Raw genomic sequence first — 21,855 nt, 5'->3', positions numbered from 1 at the left:
CTAGTCTGAAGGAGTAAGCAGACGGAGCCACGATGACCGAAGATACTATTTCTTCTACCCCACCCCTCACCCCACCCACCACGGAAGAAATGCGTGCGTCGTGGCTCCGTCTTTTACGCTCTCGCCGCGTTGGTATTTCCACTTTCTACCGCTTGCTTAACGAGCATGGCTCCGCAGAGGTCGCACTTGAAGCGCTTCCAGATGTCGCCCGTGCCGCCGGAGCCTTCGACTATCAAATTTGCCCAATCGGCGTTGTAGAGGCAGAACTTCGCGCTGCATATAAAGTTGGCGCGCAGATGATTTGTTACGGCGACCCGCGCTATCCCAAAACCCTCATGGAACTCGAAGACGCCCCACCCCTGTTTTGGGCGATTGGCGACACCGCCCTCCTTGCCCGCCCGAAAATCAGTATCGTCGGCGCGCGAAATGCAAGTTCCCTTGGTGAACGCATGGCGCGCAAATTGGCCGCGGGCCTCTCGGAGCAGGGGTTCGTCGTGGTTTCCGGACTTGCCCGCGGCATTGATGCAGTGTGCCATGACGCCGCCCTCAAAGGGGGCACGATCGCGGTTCAAGCAGGGGGCGTTGATAAAATCTATCCACGTGAGAACACCGATCTTTTCTGGGAAATCGGCGCCAAGGGTTTGCGCATTTCCGAAGACCCCATTGGTCTCACGCCACAGGCCCGCCATTTCCCTAAGCGCAACCGGATCATCTCTGGGTTATCCCGAGGTCTTGTCGTTGTCGAAGCCGCCGCGCGTTCGGGTACTTTGATCACAGCGCGCAATGCCCTCGATCAAGGTCGCGATGTCATGGCCGTTCCGGGGCATCCCTTTGACGCCCGCTCGGCAGGAAGCAATATGCTGTTGCGCGATGGGGCGACAATGGTGCGCCACTTGGACGACGTTCTCGAACAACTTTCCGGCATCGTCGGCGATCTTGAACAAACGCTCGCGCCGCAAACACCCCAATTCGAAGTTTTCAAAGAACCACCCGCGCGCACCTTGAGCGACACATCACAACTGCACCAAATGATCCTCAACCGCCTCGGCCCGACGCCTCTCGCTGAGGACCAATTGATCCGCGACCTAAATCTCTCGGCCCATCAAGTCAGTTCCGAACTTGTAACTTTGGAGATCGACGGGCACATAGAGCGGGCAAGTGGCGGGCTTTTGACGCGTGTAAATTAGGAGTTTCATCACTCCCATTGACAATCAGTCCAATCCGACCACATTTTGCGCCGCCAATAGCTCCCAGTGAGTCGAGAGGAAATTTATGCCCGTTGTTGTCGTTGAATCGCCCGCGAAAGCCAAAACAATCAATAGCTATCTGGGGAGCAATTACACCGTTCTCGCCAGTTATGGCCACGTTCGCGATTTGCCCGCCAAGAACGGTTCCGTCGATACGGACGCCGATTTCGAGATGAAATGGGAAATCGGATATGACAGCCGTAAGCACGTCAAAGCCATCGCCGACGCACTTGCCCTCGACAATGAATTGATCCTCGCGACCGACCCCGACCGCGAAGGCGAGGCAATTTCTTGGCACCTTCAGGAAGCCCTGACCAAACGCAAAGTGATCAAAAAAGACACACCCGTCAGTCGCGTGGTCTTTAACGCCATCACAAAGTCCGCCGTCACCGAGGCGATGAAAAATCCGCGCCAAGTCGACACCCCGTTGGTCGAAGCCTATTTGGCCCGCCGCGCACTCGACTATCTTGTTGGCTTTAACCTGTCGCCCGTTTTGTGGCGCAAACTGCCCGGTGCGAAATCCGCAGGGCGGGTGCAATCCGTTTGTTTGCGTCTCATCGTTGAACGTGAGGCGGAAATCGACGCCTTTGATGCGCGCGAGTATTGGTCCGTCAAAGCGATGATAGGCACACCCCGTGGCCAACAGTTCGAAGCCCGCCTGACCGTATTGGGCGGCAATAAGCTCGATAAATTCGACCTGCCTACAGCCACCGATGCGGAATTGGCCGTTCAAGCTGTTTCAAGCCGGTCCTTGTCTGTACTCATGGTTGAAGCCAAACCCGCCAACCGTAGCCCGTCCGCGCCCTTCATGACATCGACCCTGCAGCAGGAAGCCAGCCGCAAGTTTGGCTTTGGTGCACGTCAAACCATGAGCACCGCGCAACGCCTGTATGAAGCGGGTTACATAACTTATATGCGGACAGACGGCATCGATATGGCACCAGAAGCCATCACCGAAGCCCGCGCCGCGATCACCGACAGATATGGTGCCAACTATATCCCTGAAAAACCCCGTGTTTACAAAAACAAAGCCAAGAATGCCCAAGAGGCCCACGAATGTATTCGCCCAACGGACATGACTTTGGATGCCAGTAAGTTGGCGAAACTTGAGGCCGATCAACGCAAGCTTTATGATCTCATTTGGAAACGTACTTTGGCCAGCCAAATGGCCGGTGCGGTTCTGGAACGCACCTCCGTGGATATCGGCTCTGACGACGGCCAAGTAGTGCTGCGTGCGACCGGTCAGGTTGTTGCGTTTGACGGTTTTATGAAGGTCTATACCGAAGGCCGCGACGATACCGATGACGAGGACGAAAAACGTCTGCCGCAAATTTCCGAAGGCGATGCTGCCCCCCTCGTCGCGGGCGCATTGAGTGCTGATTTTGCTAAAGGTGAAAAATCTGACAGTGTTGTTGAAGCTGTGGGTGCTGGGATGCAACGCAATAGCGGCGCGATCATGACAGAAAATGCCGCTATTTTGGGCCAACAGCACTTTACCCAACCGCCCCCTCGCTTCACCGAGGCCACTTTGGTGAAACGCATGGAAGAATTGGGCATTGGCCGCCCGTCCACATACGCAAGTATTGTGACCACGATTCAAGACCGTGAGTATGTGCGCAAAGACAAAAATCGCCTTATTCCCGAAGATAAAGGTAAAATCGTTACCGTCTTTTTGATGAATTATTTCCGCAAATATGTGGGGTATGATTTCACGGCTGACCTCGAAAGCCAGCTCGATGACGTGAGCGCAGGCGAACGGGATTATAAAGAGGTGTTGCGGCATTTCTGGAAAGACTTTTCGGTCGCCATTGGAGAAACCACGGAACTACGGATTTCCGAAGTTCTCGACCACCTTGATGACGTCCTTGCACCAACACTCTATCCACCGCGCGAAGATGGGTCCGACCCCCGCATTTGTCCAAAATGCGGCGAAGGCCAACTACACCTAAAAACCTCCAAAACCGGCGGTTTTGTTGGCTGTGGCAATTATCCAGAATGCCGTTACACCCGCCCAATCGGTGGCGAAGGCGACGCAACAGGCGAACGTGTTTTAGGCGAAGACGCCGGAGACGAAATCAGCCTGCGTTCGGGACGTTTTGGACCCTATGTTCAACGGGGCGAAGTCACCGAAGAAAACAAAAAGCCGCCGCGTGCGAGCTTGCCGCGCGGCTGGGAACCCGACGCGTTGGACCTTGAAAAAGCACTGACATTGTTGAGCCTCCCCCGCCAAATCGGCCCACACCCCGAAGACGGGGAGATGGTCGAAAGCAACATCGGACGCTATGGCCCATATGTGAAGCATGGCAAAATCTACGCGAACATTCCTGATGTAGAGGAAGTCTTCACCATCGGGATGAACCGCGCCATGGAAGTGCTGGCGCAAAAGGCAGCCAAAACGGGCCGTGGCGCAGCCGTCGCCCCGTTGAAAGAACTCGGCGAACATCCTGAAGAGGGCGGCCCAATTAATGTCATGGAAGGCCGCTATGGCCCGTATGTAAAATGGGCAAAGATCAACGCGACAATTCCAAAAGACGTTGAGCCAAACGACGTCACAATGGAACTCGCGCTAACTTGGATCGCTGAAAAAGCCGCGAAAAAGCCAACGCGGAAAAAAGCGGCTCCTAAAAAAGCAGCCGCTAAGAAACCCGCGGCCAAGAAGGCGCCCGCCAAGAAACCCGCGGCCAAAAAGACTGCTGCTAAGAAAGCCCCCGCGAAGAAAACGGCGGCGGCGAAAGCGGATGATGGCGACGTCGTCGAATAGAACAAACCCACATCTATAAATAATCAAGCCGCGCCCTTCCTAAGGAGCGCGGCTTTTTTCTGCGTCGCAGCAAAGTCGTTGACACGCGCCCGTACAAAGGCAAAACTCCGCCATCGAGAGAGAGCAGTTAGGGAGTTTGAAATGAAAAAGATCTACGGATCAGCAGCCGAGGCCCTTGATGGCTTGCTGTTTGATGACATGTTCATCGCAGCGGGCGGGTTTGGCCTTTGCGGCATACCGGAATTGCTTTTGGCCGCAATTCGGGACGCAGGCACCAAGAATCTGACCTTTGCATCCAACAATGCGGGTGTTGACGATTTTGGTATTGGAATTTTGCTGCAAACCAAGCAGGTCAAAAAAATGTTGTCCTCATACGTCGGAGAAAACGCAGAGTTTATGCGCCAATATCTATCCGGCGAATTGGATTTGGAATTCAACCCCCAAGGAACTTTGGCGGAACGCATGCGCGCAGGCGGCTGTGGAATCCCCGGTTTCTACACCAAAACGGGCGTTGGCACCGTTATTGCAGAAGGCAAGGAACACAAAGATTTCCGTGGCGAGACCTTTATCCTTGAAGAAGGTATTTTCGCCGATCTTTCTCTCGTTAAAGCATGGAAAGCCGACGAAACTGGCAACCTCGTGTTCCGCAAAACCGCCCGTAATTTCAATCCCCCCGCCGCAATGTGCGGCAAGGTCTGTGTGGTTGAGGTTGAGGAAATTGTACCTACCGGAAGCCTTGACCCTGACTCGATCCATTTGCCCGGCATTTATGTGCATCGGATCATTCAAGGCGATCACGAGAAACGTATCGAACAACGCACAGTGCGGGGGGCCTAGACCATGTGGGATCGCAATCAAATGGCCGAACGGGCCGCGCAGGAATTACAGGACGGCTGGTACGTGAACCTTGGGATCGGCATCCCAACACTCGTTTCCAACTACATTCCCGAGGGTATCGAAGTGACTCTTCAAAGCGAGAATGGTATGTTGGGCATGGGCCCCTTCCCCATTGCAGGCGAGGAAGACGCCGACCTGATCAACGCTGGGAAACAAACGATTACCGAACTGCCGCAAACCGCATATTTTGATAGCGCGCAAAGCTTTGGCATGATCCGTGGTGGCAAAATTGCCATGGCTATTCTCGGCGCGATGGAAGTTGCCGAAAACGGCGACCTCGCGAATTGGATGATTCCGGGCAAGCTCGTCAAAGGGATGGGCGGCGCGATGGACCTTGTTGCCGGCGTGGGCCGCGTTGTGGTCGTGATGGATCACACGAATAAAAAGGGCGAAAGCAAACTTCTTAAGGAATGCACTCTACCCCTTACTGGACAAAAATGTGTTGATCGCATCATCACCAACTTGGGTGTTTTCGATGTGGTCGAGGGCGGCTTAAAGCTTATTGAACTCGCCGAGGGGGTGAGCGAAGAAGACGCGCGCGCCAGCACGCAAGCCACGTTGGTTTAAGCCGAGATCAGAATATTTAAGGGCTGCATTTCTGGATGTGGCCCTAAATAGTAATCAAAATTTAGCTTTTTTACAGTTTTTGTTCCCAATTTGGAAACAGCATCATATTCTTGCCCTAATTAGCATCTAAATCGCAGGCAATGATGACGAGCACCCATACCCCCAAAACGGTAGAAACCGTCGCGCCCCTGCGCCTGCCGCCTGTGCATAGATGGCGCGACATTGCGCTATTTGCGGGACTTTTCGGGCTGGTGATTGCAGGGCTTTTTGGTATTGCCGCAGCAACAGGTTGGGAAGAAACGTGGACGCACATTAATAACCTCGCCGTTTGGCAAGTTGCGGTTTTGCTTCTGCTTTCCCTTGTGAACTACGTGATGCGTGGCCTGCGTTGGCATATTTTGGTGCGTCGGTTGGGGCTCGATTTGAACTTCCCTCAAAATCTACGCCATTTTCTGGGCGGCTTTGCAATGAGTGTGACCCCCGGGCGTTTGGGCGAATTCGTGCGTATGCGATGGATTCGCCGTGAAACTGGGGTGCCCGCGGAAAAAACCGCGCCATTGATGTTGATGGATCGGGCGAGCGACCTCGCCGTTATGGCGCTCCTGCTGGCGATCGGTTTACTGGCCGCTGCCAGTGGCCCTCGTGGAGCAATACCCGTCGTTATAGTAGCTTTGATGGTGGCGTTTGTCGTAACGCGCCCCACTTTGCTAAGGTTTGCAGTGAATAGCATTTATAAAACCATCGGCCGCAAGCCACGCTTTTTTGTCCGCGTCCGGCGCGCGTCCGACAGTCTTGCCCAGTTTTCGCACGGCCCTACGATGTTCATGGCGCTGATACTGGGCGGTATAGGCTGGTTCGCCGAGGGCGCATCTTTTTACTATTTAATGAGTTGGCTGGGTTCGGACATTTCGCTCGCAACCTGTGTCGTGATCTTTGTCTTTTCAACACTAGCAGGTGGGCTGACGGGCGCACCGGGTGGAGTGGGTGGTGCAGAAGCGGCGATGATCGCGCTGCTGTCGCTCGAAGGTATTCCGCTTTCAATGAGTATTCCGGCGACTGCCGTAATTCGCCTAACGACCCTTTGGTTTGCGATTGCCATCGGGTTTGTGATTTTTCCAATTGCCGAGAAATATTCGAAACGAGGGGCCTATGCGCTGGAAGTCTGAAAAAGTAAGTGGATGGGGCCGCGTGTTGAGCGCATCAAGCGAAGTTGCGCGCCCTGAACGGATGCATGCCTTAGAAACCCTATCCGAAGATAATTTGGCTCCGGCATTTGGCAATTGCCGCTCTTATGGTGATGCGCCCCTAAACAACAATGGCCGCTGCATTGATATGACGCGCCTTGATCGCATCCTTGGATTTGATGCCGAAACAGGCATTTTGGAAGTCGAAGCTGGGTGCCGGTTGGGCGAGTTGACCCGCCTTTTCGCGCCCCAAGGCTGGCTTCCTGCTGTGCTTCCGGGAACAGGGTTTGCGACCATTGGCGGCGCGATCGCGATGGATGTGCACGGGAAGAACCATCACGTCGCGGGAAGTTTCGGCCAACATGTTGTCTCGATCACGCTGCTTGTAGATGGCAAGAAAAAGACAATCTCGTCCAAAAGTAATGCCTCCCTTTTCAAGGCCACTCTCGGCGGTCTAGGCCAAACGGGCATTATCCTTTCTGCTAAAATCACGATGCTGCCCTGCAAGGGCGACGTCATCATGGTGACCGAACGGCGCGTGGATGGGTTTGACGAATTCCTCTCCCTTCTCGACACCTCGTCGGCGACTTATACCGTTGGCTGGATTGACGCGACGGCCAAGGGGAACGCCTTGGGACGCGGCATTTTGGAAGAAGGAGAAACGGGGTCTGGCCTTGTACCTGCACGACAGAAATCCAAATCTATCCCCTTCAACGCGCCTAGTTTTGCGCTTTCGCCCCTCACCGTACGCCTATTCAACAAGCTGTATTTCAAACGGGTACCAGATCATGGTCGCACATTGGTTAAGCCAATCACCGATTTCTTTTTCCCGCTGGACCGGATTCACAACTGGAACAAACTCTATGGGAAACGTGGTTTTCACCAGTTCCAATGCGTAGTGCCAATTGATCAAGCCCCTGCTCTGCGCGAAATGCTAACCCAGATTGCGCATTCTGGATTGGCTAGCCCACTTGCTGTCTTGAAACGGATGGGCGAAGGGAGTGCTGGATTTATGTCGTTCCCGATGGAAGGCTACGCCTTGGCTGTGGATTTTCCCAACACCGAAGCGGCACGCGTTTTGATCCCGCGGCTTGAAAAACTCACCGCCGAAGCCGGTGGCCGGATTTACTTGGCCAAGGATTCTATGTCCAGTGGCGTACGTATCCGCTCAATGTATCCCGATTATGAAAAATGGCGCGACGAGGTCGAAAAATCCGACCCGAATGGTGCTTTAAAAACCGACCTTATCCGCAGACTCGAGCTTAGGAGCACAAAATGACCGAAACATGGATCATTCTCGGCGCAACCTCGTCCATGGCACGCGCCTTTAGCCGTGCCGTCAGCGAAAAAGGCGCAACTGTCCTCCTTGCAGGCCGAGACATGGACGATTTGAAAACCGCGGCCTTGGATTGCAAAACGCGCGGCGCGCGCAGGGCCGAAGCCGTTAAGTTTGACGCTCGCAAGCCTGAAGGCTTTGAAGCGATCATTGAGCGAGCCTGTGCCGAAGAAGGTCTCATCAACGTGGCCTGTTTCGTCGGCTCGATGCCCGATCAATCGGAAATCGATACGGACCCGAGTTTGATTGCCGGCGTCGTTATGGACAGTTTCACAGGCCCCGCGTGTTTCTTGCAGATGATCGCCCCCGAGATGGAAGCCCGCGGTGGCGGCGCGGTCATTGGGGTCGGGTCTGTGGCTGGAGATCGAGGTCGTATTGGCAACTATGTCTACGGCGCGGCCAAAGCTGGATTTCACACCTATCTTTCGGGATTGCGCAACCGTTTGAACCGCTCTGACGTGCACGTGATGACCGTGAAGCCGGGATTTGTGGACACGGCAATGACATGGGGAGTCGAGGGCATGTTCCTTGTCGCCTCGCCCGACGATGTTGCCGCAAGCCTGCTTAAGGCCGTGAAGAAAAAGAAAAACACGCTGTATACACCGTTTTTCTGGCGCTACATCATGTTGATCATTCGCTCCATACCTGAGCCGATTTTCAAAAAGCTATCGGTCTAAAACCCGAACCACTGTTGCCATAACCCCGCTGCGTAAAACATGAGTGACAGTGTAAACATCAGGATCCCGAGTCCCTTTTTGTCTTTCAACGCAAAGATTATGGGATCGTGGTCCTGTTTGCCTTGGTAACCAAGAATTAGCATGCGCACGAGCCAAATCGAAATCGGCAAAAGTGCGAACCAAAGCAATCCTTGGGAGGGGTAGAGGCTCGCGGCGTGGTCTGTGAGGCTGTAGAGAAAAAACAAGATAAGCGCGCCGATAATGCCGATAACCCCTAGATACAAAAGGGGTTTGCGATCTTGGCGCGCATACCCTCGCCCGGGTAAGCGCGCATCATCCGTGGCGCCATGCAGTTCAGTTAATCGCTTCACACTTCCTAGGGTTATGAAAATCGGGAAGATAAACACCAACATATAAAGGGAAACGTGAACCCCTCCTGCAGCGGCACCAGCAACGACACGTAGCGTATAGAGCGTCGCAAGCATAATCACATCTACCCAGCGCATCCGCTTTAATCGCATCGAATACGCCAGTGAAATCGCCATATAGAGCACGACGATAGCCATGAACTTCGCGCCCAATAAGGAACTGATCCCTAAGGTTACAAGAGTCAGCACCACATAAAGCAACATGCCATGCTTGATGGAAACCGCACCGCTGGCAAATGGACGGTACTTCTTTTTCGCGTGGACGCGATCTGCCTCAAGATCCAAGAGATCGTTAATAATGTAGATGGACGACGCCGCCGCGGAAAAGGCCACAATGCCCAGCGCAACACTCAACCATGACGCAAGCGCGAAATCATGTGCCGCCAAAAGAGGGAGCAAAAGGAGGATATTCTTGACCCATTGATGCGGCCGCATCGCCCGAAGGACGTCTTTTGGAGCGGTGCCATCGTCGATTTCGGTAACAGTCCGCCCGCGCGCGCGTAACTGGGCCGCTTCTTTTGGAGCCCCGACAACAATTGCTGAGTCGCCCTTCTCCCAAATTTGCATATCAACGGGTTCATTCCCCGCATAGTCAAACCCGCCTTCACCAAACCGTTCGACAAGGGCCGCCGCTTTTGTCGAACCCTTCATGTTTGTCACACCGTCGGAGGCAAATGTTGTGCCTGTGTGTCCGCTGACCTGCGCAACTGCGGACACCAACTTCTGGTCAGACGCCGACGCCAAATGAACGGGTCGGCCTTGCCCCTTGGCTGCTTGTGCGAGGGCCTCGACCTGTGGATTCACGGGCAACAAGTCACAATTTAGATCGGCGATCTCGGCAAGTTTCGCCTTAAGGAGCGCGCGATCATTTATATGCGCCACGCAAACCTTGAAGGTTTTGGTTGGATGTTTACCAAGCCCAGCCCAAAAACATTCGAAGAGCATGTCGGTCTTGAGATAGGTTCCATCCACATCCAAGACCAACGGTTTCTGTTCACCCACCTGAAACCTCGTTTTTATTTGCAAAGACACACCCGTCTGAAACCAATTGCGGTGGGGTGAGGCACATTCCGCGTGCGACCTCCCAAGCAGCGAGGACTTTAGGGACGTAGCCCCGTGTCTCTGTATAGGGAGGCACACCGCCATTTTTGATAACAGCGTTTTCGCCTGCGTTATATCCAGCGAGCACCATCATTGGGTCGCCGTCGAATTTTTCCATCAGCCAATCGAGATAGGCCACGCCGCCCGTGATGTTTTGTTTGGCGTCCGTGGTGTCTTTTACGCCAAAGCGCTCAGCCGTAGCAGGCATGAGCTGCATCAGACCGTTTGCGCCAGCCGAGGACGTCACATCCGTACGCCCCCCCGATTCCACGCTGATAATGGCCAATGCCAAGGCGGGAGAGACTTTCGTGCCAATTGTTGCAATCATTATCTCTGTGCCGTGGGCAAAAGTAATATCCTGCAAGGTCTGCAAGCGGGGGCTTAGGTTTGCAAGCCCTGATGGCGCTTTTTTGAGGTGCAACACCGCCGCGCCCAACCTACCCGGCCCGGAATCTGAAATTTTTGGTGAAATAACCGACCAGTACCATTCGAAAGCATCTTTTTTGGCAATGACCTCAGCCAAGATTTTTTCACCGTCTTCTGTTTCCTCCTGAGGAGCCTCTTCACTCTCTGTTCCATACAGACGCTCGTTTAACGCACGCGCACGCGCCACGGCGGCCTCCTGCACACGGGCTTGCTCAACGGGATCAATCTGAACAGTAATTTTTGGCGGCGCCCCTCGTTGCGGGACTTTAAGGCGCTTGAAAGTAAAATCCTCTACGGGCGCTGGCGATTCCGCCTGCGCGCTCATAGCAAAACAAACTGCTACTGCTCCGAATATCCGCCCGTAGGTCCGCTTCATGCGGTTTTTATCCTGCTCGTTTATTATTTCTACGTGCAGTGTCGCAAATAAATCGGCTTCTCGCTAGCAAAACCCATGAAAAAGATTGGCAAAATGGCCATATTCTGTCCGAAACACAACCACCACAGAAGAAAATAGGAACAATTATAAATATTAAATCCATTGTTTTCATATAGATAAATAAAAAAGTGGTAATTATTAACGTCCCCTTAAATATGTACTTTTCGTGCCCAAATGCTGCCCCAATCCGAGGGCTATATATGTACATCCAAGACGAACACGGGGCCAACAAGAGGCCGGCCTACACAACGTGAACGTCAGGGCGAATGAGCAAAATGAATTCTTAGGAGAGACACAATGACTAACTTTATCAAAAACTTCGCAAATGACGAATCCGGTGCCGTAACTGTTGACTGGGTTGTTTTGACAGCCGCAATCGTTGGCCTTGGTGTTGCAGTTCTTGCAACTGTTAAAGACGGCGTAACTACTCTGTCCGAAACAATTTCGACAGAAGTTGGCGCGATCACTGTTGACAACGGTCAACCATAAGAACAGCCGCTGACGAATAAATTCCCGAATTATTTGGCTGCAAAAACACCAAGCAACATTCAAGATGTCGCCACAATTTGCTGCCAAACTTCATCCAAGACCTGAATTCTCAGGCAAACAAACTTAGTAAGGATTAACAACATGACTAACTTTATCAAAAACTTCGCGAACGACGAATCTGGTGCCGTAACCGTTGACTGGGTTGTTCTTACAGCTGCAATCGTTGGCTTGGGTGTCGCAGTTCTCGCAACTGTACGTGACGGCGTAACAACATTGTCGGAAACTATTTCGACACAAGTTGGCGCGATCACTGTAGACAACGGTCAGCCATAAAACCCGTACAAACTTAGGTTTGTATCCGCCGCGCTCCTTTAGTTAGGGCGCGGCATTTTTCATGGAATGCCCATTCTCAATGGACACAAACATACCGTGTGAAATGCAAAAATCTGCCACAATCCCTCCCCACAATACCTACAGATCTCGGTGAGAAAATCGGTGTTAAATGTCCTACAGAAAGAAGGAATGAAGCCATGACTAACCTTTTCAAAGCTTTTGCAAAGAGCGAATCCGGCGCAGTCACTGTTGACTGGGTCGTACTAACGGCGGGCATCGTCGGTTTAAGTATTGGTGTGATTTATTCACTCGCGAGCTCCTCATCCAATGTCGCCAGCAACATCAGCGAACAAGTGGCCGAAATTGAAGTCATTTCCGAATGATATTTGTTTCCATTTTAGAGGGAATTCATAATTTTCCCGCCGAAACTCCACGGATTTGACACAATCAGCGCGCAATATTGGTTATCGAGTAACGGCTTTTCCGACAACGTCTGAGAAAAGCAACAATAATGAAAGGGCAGAAAATGCGATTGGTTTTTGGATTGGTCCTCATGCTTGGCTTAGGCCTAGCTGGTTTCGCAGTATATACCGCAAAGGGCTTCATTGAAGGCAAAGAAAACCAGTTGGCCCGCGAACGCGCTGCTGCTGCGAAAATTGTTCCGACACTTGATGTTTATGTTACGACACGCCGCGTAGTATATGGCGAGCGTCTTACTCTCAAAGATATCAAGACCATTGCCTGGCCAGAAAACGCGATCCCTGAGGGTGCTTTCACCTCGGAAGAAGCGCTTTTCTCTAAGGGGAAAGATGAGCCACGTACAGTATTACGCACCATGGAGCTCGGAGAGCCCATCATGGCTGTAAAAGTTACCGCCCCCGGCGAAGATGCTGGAATTACATCGCGGCTAACCAAAGGAATGCGCGCGTTTGCCATCAAAGTTGACGTCACAACAGGTGTTTCCGGGTTCTTGCGTCCGGGTGATCAGGTTGACGTTTATTGGTCCGGTTCTAGCAACGGTAATGATGTGACCAAACTTATCGAAACCAATGTTCAGTTGATTGCCGTCGATCAGACCGCGAATTCGGACCGCTCCGATGCGGCGATTGCACGAAACGTAACTGTAGAGATCACGCCACAGCAGGTTGCGGCATTGGCGCAAGCGCAAGCAACCGGTCGCCTTGCCCTGTCACTTGTCGGGGCTCAGGATGACACAGTTGCTGATGCAAATATCGAAATCAACCAACGAGACCTATTGGGCATTGTTACCCAACAAGTCGTGGAAGTCGAACAACAAGAAGTTTGTACTATTCGAACACGCCGAGGCGCAGAAGTTGTGGAAATTCCAATTCCCTGTACCAATTAGAACATTCTAAAAATCTGAAGGGCGCACACTCTATATAGAGTCTGCGCCCGAACCCAATCACAACAGATTGTTTTGTGTTGCGACTTATCCACATCAATATCCCCCCTCAATGCTTTGATTCTTGCAATGAAAATTGCTTTGCGTCATTGTAGCTTTAAAATGGGCAACAAAAGACCCAATAAATAGAGGCGTGGTCGGAGAGGCGGGATCACAATGATGATCAAAAAAATACTTACAGCAGCATGTTTTGGCGCAATTTTGGGCTCAGCAGTCCCACTATCAGCACAAGCAGAAACACTTAAAGTCCTGCGGGGGTCGACCTCAACTGCGTTGAGCGTCCCGATGAACCGCGCGGTCGTTGTGGAAAGCGAAACTCCTTTTGCGGAACTTTCCATCGCAAACCCAGGAATCGCGGACATTTCCACACTTTCTGATCGAACGATCTATGTTTTGGGCAAAGCGCCCGGACGGACGACGTTGACCCTTCTTGGAGGCGACGGAAATCTTCTTACAAACGTAGAAGTTCAGGTCACGCCAGACATCGCTGAATTCAAAGAGCGTTTGAAACAAATCCTTCCGAGCGAGCAGATTCAAGTCCGCACAGCAAATGACGGTATAGTCCTTTCTGGTACGGTATCGAGCATTGCACGTTTGGATCGTGCGATGGACCTTGCGCAAAGATACGCTCCTGAGCGCGTCTCCAACCTCATGGTTGTTGGCGGCAATCAGCAAGTCATGCTCAAAGTTCGCTTTGCAGAGATGAACCGCTCCGTGCGCAAAAGTCTTAGTGCAAGCGTCGGTGTTACGGGCCTTCTTGCAAATGGTTCGGTCGGCACAACGGCTGGTTCTGGCCAATATTCCAACAGCACCCTATTGAACAACGCGATCAATAATGGGTCCACAGCTTCGACCAACGCTGGTGATCGTGCTGGCGCGATGCTCTTTGGCTTCAATGCGGGCGCAACACAAGTTGCCGTAATGCTCGAAGCCCTTGAAAGCAAAGGTGTTGTTCGTACGCTCGCAGAACCAAACTTGACGGCTATTTCCGGACAAGAAGCTAAATTCTTGGCGGGTGGTGAATACCCTGTTCCAGTCGCAAGTGAAACATCAAGCGGTGGATCAACAACAACGGTTGAATATAAACCCTTCGGTATTTCGCTAAACTTCATTCCACGCGTTGTTGATAATGACATCATAAACCTGTCGCTCAACGCCTCGGTTTCGAGCCTCGATACTTCAAACGGTATTGACGTGAACGGCTTCCGCATTGACGCCTTCAAAACGCGCGAAACCTCGACAACAGTTGAGATGCGCGACGGTGAGAGTTTTGCCATCGCCGGTTTGCTAATGGATGACTTTCAGGACCTTAACAGTCAGGTTCCATGGGTCGGGGACATCCCTATTCTTGGATCTCTTTTCCGCAGCGCCGAATACCAACGGGCCCAAACTGAACTTGTGATCATCATCACACCTCACTTGGTGACCCCAACGCGCGGCGAAGCCCTTGCTCTTCCAACGGATCGCATTCGAATCCCGACTGAAAGTGAGCTCTTTCTCTTTGGCAAAGTTGCCGGTTCAAAAACACCTAAAGGCGTTGCCGGGGAAGTTGCCAAGCAAGAATTTGGCGGATCCTACGGTTACGTGATGGAGTAAGTAAATGCAGCGGTTTATGTCTAAAGCAGCCTTCGTAAAATCTTTCGCAATGGTTAGTCTAGTTGCAGTCGCCTCTTGTAGTACAGAAGCTGGCTCGGAATTGGACGAGGGCAGTTTCGGAAACCCGACCATGAACAATATATTGGTCGAAACCGGGCAAAAATCTTATGCCGTTGATTTGGCAAAGCGTTTTGCTGAAGAAACACCGTCAACAATCAATTTCGCATTCAACTCATCCCAGTTGGATGACAACGCCCGCGCCGCACTTGCGATTCAGGCAAAATGGATTGCCCAGTTCCCTGAAATGAAGTTCAAAGTCTATGGCCACACCGATCTGGTTGGCTCTGTGGCTTACAACAAGGCCTTGGGACTGCGCCGCGCACAAGCTGCGGTTAACTATATCGAAAGTCAGGGAATTAGCCGCAGTCGCCTTGCGGCTGTTGTATCATACGGTAAGTCTCAGCCTTTAATTGATACCAACAATCCAAATCGCGAAAACCGTCGTACAGTTACTGAGGTGGACGGTTTCTTAAAGAATCACCCAACCGTACTCAATGGTAAGTATGCAGAAGTGGTTTTCCGCGAGTATGTTGCAAGCGCAACTTACCAAACCGAACTGACTGGGACGGGTGCTGCCGGAAACAGTCAATAGTCTCAAGATACCGCACAATTATAGCTTTTTGGCCCTAATGTTGCCCAGATTGACTGCCATTCTCAAAAAATGGGAGCAGTACACGCAGAATGACTTGCGTGTATGGGCGACAACGGGACGATCCATCACTTGAGCAGTGTAATGTGGGTTGTCATTTAGAACCGTTTTCGTCCTTTAACAGAAGGACGTGAGGCAAATGACGAGTAACGCAATGCTGCAGCCAGAGTTGGCACCGATCGTAGCGTGTACCATCTCTCGCGATGTGCAAAACTTCGATCTTTTGATCGAGGACATGGAAACAGAACTCGGCGAGAGCTGGGGAGACTTGACGTTCCAAGACGCACTCGCTTTTTTAGGACAAGATGAAGCCCAAGGGCTTGAGTTCGTCGCCATCGCGGTTGACGACCAAGACGAAGAGGACCTGTCCCTAATATCCAACCTGATCACTGCGGCGAAAACCTCGGAAGTTAAGGTGATATTAATCGCCGACGATGTGAGCCCCATTGCTCTGCACAAATTATTGCGGTTGGGCGCGGATGATTTCATCCCCTACCCGCTTCCAGAAAACGAACTGCATGAGGCCATCGAACGGCTTCGCCAGAAACCGAGCCTTGCAGCCGCAGCGGTGGCGGAGGTTCCACTTACGACCACGCTTAAGGCGACCAATGACCATAGTGGCGTTGTTCTACCGGTCCACGGACTTGCCGGAGGCACTGGCGCGACTACTTTCGCTGTGAACTTGGCGTGGGAACTCGCGACAATCGACAAAAAGAACCCACCGCGCGTGTGTTTGCTTGATCTGGATTTCCAGTTTGGATCCGCATCCACATTCCTGGATTTACCGCGTCGCGACCTCGTTTACGAAATGTTGACGGATACCGACACGATGGACAGTGAAAGCTTCATGCATACGCTTTTGTCCTATAACGAGAAGCTCCACGTGCTGACGGCGCCTGCGGAAATCTTGCCGCTGGATATTATTGGCCCGGAAGAAGTACTAAAAATCGTTGAAACCGCACGGACCAACTTCGATTACGTGGTCATTGATATGCCTTCGACTTTGGTTGCGTGGACAGAAGCGGTTCTTCAGCAAGCGCATATTTACTTCGCGATGGTAGAATTGGACATGCGCTCTGCCCAAAACGCATTGCGGATGATCCGCGCCCTGAAGGCAGAACAACTGCCCTACGAGAAAATGCGTTTCGTACTCAATCGTGGGCCAAAATTCACGGATATTGCGGGAAAAACGCGGGTCAAGCGGATGGCGGAAAGCCTGGATATACACATCGAAGTCCAGCTGCCAGACGGCGGCAAGCAGATCGTGCAAGCAAATGACCACGGTCAACCGCTAGCCGAAAGCGCTCCGAAGTCTCCGCTTCGCAAAGAAATTCACAAACTGGCCCTGTCGCTACACAAGCACAATTTGGCTGAAGCTACAGGATCGTAAGGGGTTACCATGTTTTCACGTTACAGCAAAAAAGACGCCGTCACTTCAGCAGCTAAACTTGTGGAGGCCGCTCCAAAGGTTACTTCGAGCGCGCCCAAAGCGCCGAGCCTTCGCAAGGCTTTGGTCGCAGGAGCCGCTGCGCCCCAAGACAAAGAAGTTAAACGCAAATCCCGTCTCAGCGAGATCAAAGTTGAGATTCACAGTCGCCTATTGGACAACCTGAACTTAGCTGCCTTGGAAAAAGCGAGCGAAAAAGATTTGCGCGCCGAAATTCTTGCCATAGCAAGTGAGTCCCTGGAAGATATGGGAGTTGTTCTCAATCGCGAAGAGCGGGCGGCGCTGAACGGAGAGCTTTTTGACGAAGTGACCGGCCTTGGCCCGCTCGAACCTCTCCTGAGGGATGAGACCGTGAACGATATTCTCGTGAATGGCCCACAGCAAATATTCGTGGAGCGCGACGGGAAACTGGAACTCACCAGCATCACTTTCAAGGACGAAAAGCACCTTCTGCGGATCATCGACAAAATTGTTTCCGCCGTTGGCCGTCGTGTTGATGAGAGCAACCCTTACGTGGATGCGCGGCTTCAAGATGGCTCTCGTTTTAACGCCATGGTGCCCCCTGTTGCCGTAGACGGCAGCTTGGTTTCAATTCGTAAGTTCAAAAAGGACAAGCTGGGCATTGATGATCTGGTAAACTTCGGTGCCTTCACCGAGGAAATGGCCGCCTATCTTCAGGCCGCCGTTGCCACGCGCCTGAACATCATCGTTTCTGGCGGTACTGGCTCGGGTAAGACCACAACGTTAAACGCGCTTTCGTCCTTCATTGATAACGCCGAACGCATCCTAACAATCGAGGATACGGCGGAGCTTCAACTCCAGCAAACACATGTTGGACGCATGGAGAGTCGCCCGCCAAACGTTGAGGGCAAAGGCGAAGTTTCCGCGCGCGACTGTTTGAAAAACGCCCTTCGGATGCGCCCAGATCGCATCATCGTTGGGGAGACGCGTGGCGAAGAAGTTATCGACATGTTGCAAGCCATGAACACGGGCCACGACGGCTCTATGACCACAATCCACGCCAACTCGGCGCGTGATGGTGTCAGCCGTCTGGAAAATATGATCGCGATGGCCGGCATTGAGATGCCGCTCAAGGCTGTGCGCAGCCAGATTTCTTCGGCTGTTAACCTCATCGTTCAAGCCAGCCGCCTTCAAGATGGCTCGCGCCGCATGACCTCGATCACCGAGATCACGGGCATGGAAGGCGACGTGATTTCGATGCAGGAAATATTTAGATATCAACGTGTTGGACTAACCCCCGACAACAAAATCATTGGTCACTTCACAGCCACAGGTGTGCGCAGCCACTTCTCAGAGCGGTTCCGCATGTGGGGTTATGATTTGCCAGCCACCTTGTTTGAACCCACCAAAATGGCCGCGGAGTAAATGTTATGATTATCAGTGCAGCCCCTCTGATTTACGTCCTCATTTTCGTATCGGTATTGGTCCTTGTTGAAGGGATCTACCTGACGGTTTTTGGCAAATCCATTAGCTTGAACAGTCGCGTAAACCGACGCCTTGATATGCTGGAAAAAGGCGGCGGGCGGGAACAAGTTCTCGAACAACTTCGCAAGGAAATGGGGCAACACCTCAAATCGCGCGGCATTCCTCTCTATTCACTGTTGGCTGTTAAGGCGCAAAAAGCGAACATCGCCTTTTCACCCGCACAGCTCATTCTCGTGATGGTCGGGATGGCGGGCGTAGCCTTCCTCGGCCTGACAATCGCCACGGGGGCTTCCGCGCCAATTCGCGTTGGACTCGCAATCTTGATGGGTATCACCGCCGTTTTTATGTGGGTGAATGGCAAAGCCAAAAAACGTATGGCACTGCTCGAAGAGCAACTGCCTGACGCAGTTGAGTTGATGGTGCGCTCCCTGCGTGTTGGGCACCCCTTTTCGTCTGCAATTTCCATTGTCGCAAAAGAAGTTGCCGATCCCTTGGGAACCGAAATGGGCGTCATTGCCGATGAAAATGCCTATGGTCGCGACGTTGGCGAAGCGCTAAAACACTTGGCCGAGCGCATGGATATGCAGGATTTACGCTTCCTAGCGGTTGCCGTGACAATCCAGCAGGTATCAGGTGGTAACTTGGCCGAAATTCTGGACGGGTTGGCAAAAGTTATCCGGGCGCGTTTCAAACTTTTCCGCCGCGTGAATGCGATTACCGCAGAGGCTAAATGGTCTGGTATGTTCCTCTCCGGCTTCCCGCTTTTGGCCCTTGTTGGCATCAGCGTCCTTCAGCCAGATTACTATGACGGCGTGAAAGAAACCTCTGTCTTTATCCCCGCTTGCCTCGTTGTGGCTGGCTTCCTCACGGCGAACATTTTCGTAATGAGATCGCTTGTGAACATCAAAGTTTAGATCGGAGCACATCATGGGACTTATTGATACTTTCAAAACAATGCTGATCGACAACTTTGGGGATGTCACTGTCGGGCTTGCGATTATTGCGGGCGCCCTCGGAATTCTCCTCATTTTGGGCACCCTTCCGTTCTTAATGCGCAAGACGGTCGACCCATTGGACAAGCTGCGCCAGACACGGACCAATGGTGAGCAAGGCAAAACGCAAGCCTTGCGGTCGGGCAAGAACGACAAGTTGGAAAAATATTCCAACTTCTTGGAGCCACAAGACGAAGAAGAATACTCCGCTGTGCGCTTGAAACTTTTACAGGCTGGCTATCGCGATAAAACCTCGGTGCGCACCTATCATTTTGCACAATTCGCATTGGGTATTTTGGCGCTTATCCTTGGGGCCATCTATACTTTGACCCAATCAGGTTCAGAAGATGCGGGCCTGCAATCGTCGATGATGAGCATCCTCCTTCCCGGAATTATCGGTTATATGGCCCCAAAATACTGGGTAAACCGTCGTCTCCAAATGCGCCAAGAGGCGATCATCAACGGCTTTCCTGACTCCCTCGACTTGATGCTCGTCTGCGTCGAGGCGGGGCAATCCATGGACCAATCCATCCTCCGCGTAAGTGAAGAAATCCGCGCAGGATTTCCAGATTTGGCCGATGAGTTTGCCATCGTTGCCCACGAATCCAAAGCGGGTAAGGACAAGGTGCAGGTTCTCAACGACATGGCCGAACGCTGTGGTGTGCAAGACGTACGTAGTTTTGTGACCGTTTTGAATCAGTCCCAGACCTTCGGGACATCCATTTCCGATGCGCTCCGTGTCTATGCTGAAGAAATGCGCGACAAACGGGTGATGCGGGCCGAAGAAAAGGCCAACAAATTGCCAACAAAAATGACTTTGGCCACGATGATGCTGACAGTTCCGCCACTATTGATAATTCTTATTGGCCCATCGGTTTATGGTATTGCCACAACACTAGGAAGTGCGGGACTCTAGGTGGCATGACAGCCACGAAATTTGTTCTCCTCTTTGCCAGTCTCTTCTTAACCGCCTGTGATCCCACGGGCGGTTCTGGCGTGAATGGTACTCTCGCTCCCGGTGTTAGCTCCGAAAACGGCGTAGATGGCCTTCTCGTAGGACACCGATTGATGGAAGCTGGCGAATATGAACTCGCCCTCAAAGCCTATTTACGCGCCGCCTCCGAGCAGGGAATGACCATAGATGTGCTCAGCGCGCTTGGTTCGGTGAACCTGCGTCTTGGTCGACTAGGACAATCTGAAAAACTGTTGCGACAAGCTGTGAAGAAGGACCCCACTTTCGTTCCTGCATGGAATAACCTCGGGGTTGTCTTGATGGAAACTGGCCAAACGGGTGAAGCCAGCCGCGTATTCCAAACGGCTTATGCCTTGGATAGTGGCGAAAGCGACTCAATCCGCAAAAATCTTCGCTTAGCGCTCGAAAAAATTGACAATACGACCTATGCTGAAGAAGATGTAAGTAATTACGAGTTGGTTCGGCGTGGTAGCAGCAGCTATTTACTCCTCGCGACTCCACGAGAGAATTGAGCAGTAAAGGACGCAAAAATGCGCCATCCAATTTTTCTAACGCTGTGCTTGAGCAGTGCAATAGCTCTTGCCGCCTGTGAAGACTCGTCGAATTCAGCCGATGTCAAACGTGCGATAAAAGACATTAACGTCATTGACGAGAGCAACCTGAACGACATCATGTTGACGGTTGCAGATCCAAATGAAGGCGTTCTCTATTACAAAAAAGCCGTCCTCAGCGACCCCAGTCGGATGGATTTCCATCGGGGCCTTGCGGTGTCTTTGGTGCGTGCCAAGAAACCCGATGAATCTTTGAGCAGCTGGAAAACCGTTGTTGCAAGCAGTGAAGGGACAAGCACCGATCAGGTTGATTACGCTGACGCGCTGATCCGATCCAATAAGTGGGATGAAGCCGAAGTTGTGCTGGATCAAGTCTCCCCCACAGTCGAAACTTTTAAACGGTATCGCCTCGAAGCTATGGTCGCGGACTCGAACAAAGAGTGGACCAAAGCGGATAGTTACTATGAAACCGCGGTAGGACTGACAACGACACCGGCAAATGTTTTGAATAACTGGGGCTACTCAATGCTGACCCGTGGGAATTACGCACGGGCCGAAAAGCTCTTTGGCGAGTCAATTTCCTATGACACCAAACTGTTTACTGCCAAAAATAATCTGGTATTGGCTCGGGGCGCACAGCGCAATTACGAAATGCCTATTGTCCCCATGACCCAAGAAGAACGTGCTTTGTTGCTTCACACGATGGCCCTTACCGCCGTCAAGCAAGGGGATGTGGCTACCGGCAAAGGTCTCCTCAAGGAATCGATTGATACCCATCCTCAGCACTTCGAAGCTGCGGTTCGATCCCTGACTGCCCTTGAAGGCGGCGCTTAACT

General features: G+C 52.3%; 21 protein-coding genes. 19 read left to right on the top strand and 2 right to left on the bottom strand.

Annotated elements, in window-relative coordinates; all coding sequences use genetic code 11:
* Positions 1–32: 32 nt before the first annotated feature.
* From dprA to AB9F26_RS02175, 7 genes are all read left to right on the top strand, one after another.
* Positions 33–1,187 (top strand): DNA-processing protein DprA, encoded by a 1,155-nt coding sequence (gene dprA, locus AB9F26_RS02205; protein ID WP_335585012.1) that lies wholly within the window; start codon positions 33–35, stop codon positions 1,185–1,187.
* Between the two features lie 85 nt (positions 1,188–1,272).
* Positions 1,273–4,008 carry a type I DNA topoisomerase gene (gene topA, locus AB9F26_RS02200; RefSeq protein WP_335585013.1) on the top strand — a complete coding sequence of 912 codons (2,736 nt, stop codon included), beginning with the start codon at positions 1,273–1,275 and terminating at the stop codon, positions 4,006–4,008.
* 141 nt (positions 4,009–4,149) lie between these two features.
* Positions 4,150–4,845, top strand: a complete 696-nt coding sequence (locus AB9F26_RS02195) for a CoA transferase subunit A (RefSeq protein ID WP_335585014.1) — start codon at positions 4,150–4,152, stop codon at positions 4,843–4,845.
* Between the two features lie 3 nt (positions 4,846–4,848).
* On the top strand, positions 4,849–5,472 hold the full coding sequence (locus AB9F26_RS02190; protein WP_039001478.1) for a CoA transferase subunit B: 624 nt from the start codon (positions 4,849–4,851) through the stop codon (positions 5,470–5,472).
* Positions 5,473–5,615: 143 nt separating this feature from the next.
* Entirely contained in the window at positions 5,616–6,638 is a 1,023-nt protein-coding gene (locus AB9F26_RS02185) for a YbhN family protein (protein ID WP_369767173.1), read from the top strand.
* A complete protein-coding gene (locus tag AB9F26_RS02180) occupies positions 6,622–7,935 on the top strand; it encodes an FAD-binding protein (RefSeq protein ID WP_369767172.1) in 1,314 nt (437 codons plus the stop codon). The genes AB9F26_RS02185 and AB9F26_RS02180 overlap by 17 nt, the downstream gene beginning before the upstream one ends.
* On the top strand, positions 7,932–8,669 hold the full coding sequence (locus AB9F26_RS02175; RefSeq protein WP_335585017.1) for an SDR family NAD(P)-dependent oxidoreductase: 738 nt from the start codon (positions 7,932–7,934) through the stop codon (positions 8,667–8,669). Before AB9F26_RS02180 ends, AB9F26_RS02175 begins: the two co-directional genes overlap by 4 nt.
* Here AB9F26_RS02175 and AB9F26_RS02170 read toward each other — a convergent pair.
* Together AB9F26_RS02170 and AB9F26_RS02165 are read right to left on the bottom strand one after the other, a co-directional pair.
* Positions 8,666–10,099 (bottom strand): UbiA family prenyltransferase, encoded by a 1,434-nt coding sequence (locus AB9F26_RS02170; protein WP_369767171.1) that lies wholly within the window; start codon positions 10,097–10,099, stop codon positions 8,666–8,668. The genes AB9F26_RS02175 and AB9F26_RS02170 overlap by 4 nt on opposite strands.
* Positions 10,092–11,000: a lytic transglycosylase domain-containing protein gene (locus AB9F26_RS02165; RefSeq protein WP_335585019.1), complete on the bottom strand. Its 909-nt coding sequence runs from the start codon at positions 10,998–11,000 to the stop codon at positions 10,092–10,094. The genes AB9F26_RS02170 and AB9F26_RS02165 overlap by 8 nt, the downstream gene beginning before the upstream one ends.
* 357 nt (positions 11,001–11,357) lie before the next feature.
* On the opposite strand from AB9F26_RS02165, the gene AB9F26_RS02160 reads away from it, so the two are divergent.
* The 12 genes from AB9F26_RS02160 (at position 11,358) to AB9F26_RS02105 (ending at position 21,853) form a co-directional block, all read left to right on the top strand.
* Entirely contained in the window at positions 11,358–11,549 is a 192-nt protein-coding gene (locus tag AB9F26_RS02160; RefSeq protein WP_369755003.1) for a Flp family type IVb pilin, read from the top strand.
* A 141-nt stretch (positions 11,550–11,690) separates the two neighbouring features.
* A complete protein-coding gene (locus tag AB9F26_RS02155) occupies positions 11,691–11,882 on the top strand; it encodes a Flp family type IVb pilin (RefSeq protein WP_369755004.1) in 192 nt (63 codons plus the stop codon).
* Positions 11,883–12,079: 197 nt separating this feature from the next.
* Complete coding sequence (locus AB9F26_RS02150) at positions 12,080–12,265, top strand: hypothetical protein (protein WP_335585022.1); 186 nt, start codon at positions 12,080–12,082, stop codon at positions 12,263–12,265.
* A gap of 143 nt (positions 12,266–12,408) precedes the next feature.
* Positions 12,409–13,248: a Flp pilus assembly protein CpaB gene (cpaB, locus tag AB9F26_RS02145; RefSeq protein WP_335585023.1), complete on the top strand. Its 840-nt coding sequence runs from the start codon at positions 12,409–12,411 to the stop codon at positions 13,246–13,248.
* Positions 13,249–13,461: 213 nt separating this feature from the next.
* Positions 13,462–14,901: a type II and III secretion system protein family protein gene (locus AB9F26_RS02140; RefSeq protein ID WP_369755005.1), complete on the top strand. Its 1,440-nt coding sequence runs from the start codon at positions 13,462–13,464 to the stop codon at positions 14,899–14,901.
* Between the two features lie 4 nt (positions 14,902–14,905).
* Positions 14,906–15,553 carry an OmpA family protein gene (locus tag AB9F26_RS02135; RefSeq protein ID WP_335585025.1) on the top strand — a complete coding sequence of 216 codons (648 nt, stop codon included), beginning with the start codon at positions 14,906–14,908 and terminating at the stop codon, positions 15,551–15,553.
* A gap of 196 nt (positions 15,554–15,749) precedes the next feature.
* Positions 15,750–17,000, top strand: a complete 1,251-nt coding sequence (locus tag AB9F26_RS02130; RefSeq protein WP_335585026.1) for an AAA family ATPase — start codon at positions 15,750–15,752, stop codon at positions 16,998–17,000.
* Positions 17,001–17,009: 9 nt separating this feature from the next.
* On the top strand, positions 17,010–18,443 hold the full coding sequence (locus AB9F26_RS02125) for a CpaF family protein (protein ID WP_335585027.1): 1,434 nt from the start codon (positions 17,010–17,012) through the stop codon (positions 18,441–18,443).
* Between the two features lie 5 nt (positions 18,444–18,448).
* On the top strand, positions 18,449–19,417 hold the full coding sequence (locus tag AB9F26_RS02120) for a type II secretion system F family protein (RefSeq protein ID WP_335585028.1): 969 nt from the start codon (positions 18,449–18,451) through the stop codon (positions 19,415–19,417).
* Positions 19,418–19,430: 13 nt separating this feature from the next.
* The gene (locus tag AB9F26_RS02115) at positions 19,431–20,411 is read left to right on the top strand and encodes a type II secretion system F family protein (protein WP_039001489.1); all 981 of its coding nucleotides are present in this window, start codon (positions 19,431–19,433) and stop codon (positions 20,409–20,411) included.
* A 5-nt stretch (positions 20,412–20,416) separates the two neighbouring features.
* Positions 20,417–20,980: a tetratricopeptide repeat protein gene (locus AB9F26_RS02110; protein ID WP_039001490.1), complete on the top strand. Its 564-nt coding sequence runs from the start codon at positions 20,417–20,419 to the stop codon at positions 20,978–20,980.
* 18 nt (positions 20,981–20,998) lie between these two features.
* A complete protein-coding gene (locus AB9F26_RS02105) occupies positions 20,999–21,853 on the top strand; it encodes a lipopolysaccharide assembly protein LapB (RefSeq protein WP_039001491.1) in 855 nt (284 codons plus the stop codon).
* Positions 21,854–21,855: the final 2 nt, after the last annotated feature.

The sequence above is a fragment of the Falsihalocynthiibacter sp. BN13B15 genome (assembly GCF_041205415.1).
Lineage (GTDB): Bacteria > Pseudomonadota > Alphaproteobacteria > Rhodobacterales > Rhodobacteraceae > Falsihalocynthiibacter > Falsihalocynthiibacter arcticus.
This window is presented reverse-complemented; position numbering and strand designations above follow the sequence as displayed.

Bases quoted from the DNA above. Each gene is read 5' to 3' on its own strand.
- AB9F26_RS02190 (WP_039001478.1), top strand. From the start codon at position 4,849: ATGTGGGATCGCAATCAAATGGCCGAACGGGCCGCGCAGGAATTACAG.
- AB9F26_RS02180 (WP_369767172.1), top strand. From the start codon at position 6,622: ATGCGCTGGAAGTCTGAAAAAGTAAGTGGATGGGGCCGCGTGTTGAGC.
- AB9F26_RS02195 (WP_335585014.1), top strand. From the start codon at position 4,150: ATGAAAAAGATCTACGGATCAGCAGCCGAGGCCCTTGATGGCTTGCTG.
- AB9F26_RS02160 (WP_369755003.1), top strand. From the start codon at position 11,358: ATGACTAACTTTATCAAAAACTTCGCAAATGACGAATCCGGTGCCGTA.
- AB9F26_RS02165 (WP_335585019.1), bottom strand. From the start codon at position 11,000: ATGAAGCGGACCTACGGGCGGATATTCGGAGCAGTAGCAGTTTGTTTT.
- AB9F26_RS02110 (WP_039001490.1), top strand. From the start codon at position 20,417: ATGACAGCCACGAAATTTGTTCTCCTCTTTGCCAGTCTCTTCTTAACC.
- AB9F26_RS02185 (WP_369767173.1), top strand. From the start codon at position 5,616: ATGACGAGCACCCATACCCCCAAAACGGTAGAAACCGTCGCGCCCCTG.
- AB9F26_RS02155 (WP_369755004.1), top strand. From the start codon at position 11,691: ATGACTAACTTTATCAAAAACTTCGCGAACGACGAATCTGGTGCCGTA.
- AB9F26_RS02135 (WP_335585025.1), top strand. From the start codon at position 14,906: ATGCAGCGGTTTATGTCTAAAGCAGCCTTCGTAAAATCTTTCGCAATG.
- AB9F26_RS02115 (WP_039001489.1), top strand. From the start codon at position 19,431: ATGGGACTTATTGATACTTTCAAAACAATGCTGATCGACAACTTTGGG.
- AB9F26_RS02130 (WP_335585026.1), top strand. From the start codon at position 15,750: ATGACGAGTAACGCAATGCTGCAGCCAGAGTTGGCACCGATCGTAGCG.
- AB9F26_RS02120 (WP_335585028.1), top strand. From the start codon at position 18,449: ATGATTATCAGTGCAGCCCCTCTGATTTACGTCCTCATTTTCGTATCG.
- AB9F26_RS02150 (WP_335585022.1), top strand. From the start codon at position 12,080: ATGACTAACCTTTTCAAAGCTTTTGCAAAGAGCGAATCCGGCGCAGTC.
- AB9F26_RS02125 (WP_335585027.1), top strand. From the start codon at position 17,010: ATGTTTTCACGTTACAGCAAAAAAGACGCCGTCACTTCAGCAGCTAAA.
- AB9F26_RS02140 (WP_369755005.1), top strand. From the start codon at position 13,462: ATGATGATCAAAAAAATACTTACAGCAGCATGTTTTGGCGCAATTTTG.
- topA (WP_335585013.1), top strand. From the start codon at position 1,273: ATGCCCGTTGTTGTCGTTGAATCGCCCGCGAAAGCCAAAACAATCAAT.
- AB9F26_RS02105 (WP_039001491.1), top strand. From the start codon at position 20,999: ATGCGCCATCCAATTTTTCTAACGCTGTGCTTGAGCAGTGCAATAGCT.
- dprA (WP_335585012.1), top strand. From the start codon at position 33: ATGACCGAAGATACTATTTCTTCTACCCCACCCCTCACCCCACCCACC.
- cpaB (WP_335585023.1), top strand. From the start codon at position 12,409: ATGCGATTGGTTTTTGGATTGGTCCTCATGCTTGGCTTAGGCCTAGCT.
- AB9F26_RS02175 (WP_335585017.1), top strand. From the start codon at position 7,932: ATGACCGAAACATGGATCATTCTCGGCGCAACCTCGTCCATGGCACGC.